1 protein-coding gene and 2 pseudogenes are annotated in these 2,743 nt (G+C 63.0%); all 3 read right to left on the bottom strand.

The window, feature by feature from the left end:
• A pseudogene (locus LD28_RS0111790) lies at positions 1-313 on the bottom strand (electron transport complex subunit RsxG); the annotation flags it as partial.
• A gap of 153 nt (positions 314-466) precedes the next feature.
• Positions 467-1,519 (bottom strand): electron transport complex subunit RsxD, encoded by a 1,053-nt coding sequence (rsxD, locus tag LD28_RS0111795; RefSeq protein ID WP_033137165.1) that lies wholly within the window; start codon positions 1,517-1,519, stop codon positions 467-469.
• An 11-nt stretch (positions 1,520-1,530) separates the two neighbouring features.
• Positions 1,531-2,743 (bottom strand): annotated as a pseudogene (locus LD28_RS23410) (electron transport complex subunit RsxC); the annotation flags it as partial.

Raw genomic sequence — 2,743 nt, forward strand, 5'->3', positions numbered from 1 at the left:
CCCCGCTGTAGCCATCCGGTGCGATCGCCTCCAGCGCATAGCCGGTCACCACGCCATGCTTGCTGGCGGTATAGAGGGCCTGCGGCTGATCGCTGCCGAGATACTTCCTGCTGGTCACCTGCTTGCAGCTGGCCACCAGATCGTTGTCATAGCTCCCCTCCGGCAGCAATACCGAGAGGGTCTGCTGCTTCTCCAGCTGTTGCTGGTGGGCGATTTTATCCTTGGTCAGCTCGTTGGTCAGTACCACCAGCGCGGTACAGCCGAGCGCGAACATCGCCAGGATAAGGCCGTTCTTGCGCATGCTCTTTAACATGTCCGGGCTCCGTCAGCTGTGATGGGGAAAGAGGGCAGAAACATCATTGGCGACGGGCTCCGTAGACTTTCGGGCGAGTCAGACTGTCGATAAAAATGGGTAACGCAGAGGTTGGCCAGCAACAATCGATACGTTTCGGCGTTATCGTCTTGGTCATTGGCGACGGGCTCCGTATACCTTCGGACGAGTCAGGCTGTCAATAAAGGGTACGCAAAGGTTGGCCAGCAGCACGGCGAAGGCGAACGCATCCGGATAGCCGCCAAAGCGGCGAATGATGTAGACCAGCACCCCGATCAGCACGCCATAGACCAGTCGGCCGCGCGGCGTGGTGCAGGCACTCACCGGATCGGTGGCGATAAAGAAGGCCCCCAGCATGGTGGCGCCGCTAAAGAGATGGATCATGGGCGTGGTAGTCGCATCCGGGCTCATCAGATAGCCAAGGGTCGCCGCCGCCAGCAGCGAGCCCAGAATGGCGGTGGGAATGCGCCAGTTGATCACCTTCTGTTGCAGCAGGAAGAGGCCGCCCAGCAGATAGCCGAGGTTGACCCAGCTCCAGCCGATGCCGCCCCATCCCTCAAACAGCGGGCCGCTCAGGATCTCGCCGGTGGTGAGCCCCTGGGTCAGGCCGGTTTTCAGGGTGTCGAGGGGGGTCGCCATGGTGAGACCATCCACCCCCTGCTTGAGCTGGGCCATGCTGTAGCCGTCGAGGCTAAAGCCGGTGAAGATCACCGATGCCGCATCGCCAAAGCCGAGGCTGTAGGCGCGCACGCTCTCTGGCGGCAGCCAGCTGGTCATCTGTACCGGGAAGGAGACCAGCAGCAGCACATAGGCCACCATGGCCGGGTTGAACAGGTTCTGGCCCAGTCCGCCGTAAAGGTGTTTGGCGACGATGATGGCAAAGGCCGTGCCCACCACCAGCATCCACCACGGCAGCAGCGGCGGCAGGGAGAGACCGATCAGCACGGCGGTGAGCGCCGCACTGCCATCCATCAGGGCAGGCTTGATGGCGCGGCCACGGAGCTTGAGCACCAGCGCCTCGCACAGCAGCGCGGTGACCAGTGCCAGCAGGATCTGGATAAAGGTGCCCCAGCCGAAGAACCAGGTCTGGGCCAGCAAGCCCGGCACGCAGGCCAGGATCACCAGCAGCATCAGGGTTCGGGTCTGTTTGCGGTTATGGGCAAACGGCGCAGTCGCAATATTGAACATGAGTCTGTCGATTACCTTGTGGTTGTTCGGTCGGCTGACGGGGCATCTTCAGCGGCGGTCTCTGCGGCTCTGGCCGCCTCTGCTGCCAGCTTCTTCGCCTTGGCGCGGGCCACGGCGGCTGCAATAGCCGCTTTTTTCGGATCAACCGGGGCATCAGCCGCAGGGGCGTTCGCTTCAGGCGCGGCAGTGACGGCAAGTGGTTGCTCACTGCTGGCTGCATCGGTTTTCATCGGCTCGGCTGGTGCGCGCTCACCCTCAGCTCCGGCACTCTCTACCTGAGTACCGGCACTTTCTACCCCAGCACCTGCATTTTCTACCTCAGCACTGGTACTTGCGCTCTGCTGGGCCAGTTTTTTGGCCTTGGCACGGGCGATGGCAGCGGCGATAACGGCCTTCTTGGGATCGACCACTTCGCTTGCTGCCGTATCGCTTTGGCTGGTGGTTACTTCGCCCTTGGCTACCGCCACGTCGCGGGTCTGTGCGCTGGCAGTAGGCTCACTCTGCGCACCCTCAGCACCGGCACTTTCACCCTGCTGGGCCAGCTTTTTGGCCTTGGCACGGGCGATGGCAGCAGCAATTGCCGCCTTCTTGGGATCAACCGCTTCGCTGGCCGCAGATGTCGCATCGCTTTGGATTGCTGCCGTTTCGCTGGTGCCTGCGGTGGCAGTCAGATCGCCCTCAGCGCTGTCACCCTGCTGGGCCGCCTTTTTGGCTTTGGCTCGGGCGATGGCGGCAGCAATTGCAGCTTTCTTGGGATCGACAGGGGCATCATTTTGCGTGTTGACCTCGGCTGCCGTGCCGTTGGCAGCGCTTACCGGTTCACCATTCGCCTCGGCCTTTTTGGCTTTGGCACGGGCAATGGCGGCGGCAATCGCCGCCTTTTTCGGATCAACCTCTGCCTTTTGCTGATCAGCATTTACTACCGCAGGCGCAGCAACGGCTTCGGCAGTCACAGGCTCGGCGCTATCGCCAGCCTGAGCGGCTTTCTTGGCCTTGGCGCGCGCCAGTGCGGCGGCGATGGCCGCTTTTTTGGGATCGCTGGCGGGGTCAACCGCCTCGGTGGATTGCGGCGCTGCGGCGGCAGTGTCGCTGTTTGCGCTCTCCGCCAGCTTGGCGGCGCGGCGCGCCTCCGCTTCCCGTTTGCGGGCTTCGCGGGCGGCAATCACCGCGCTGTTGTCAGGCAAGCCCTCGGCGGTGGCCGCAATGGCGGTGATGGGCGCATCC

This window comes from Aeromonas finlandensis (genome assembly GCF_000764645.1).
GTDB classification, from domain to species: domain Bacteria; phylum Pseudomonadota; class Gammaproteobacteria; order Enterobacterales; family Aeromonadaceae; genus Aeromonas; species Aeromonas finlandensis.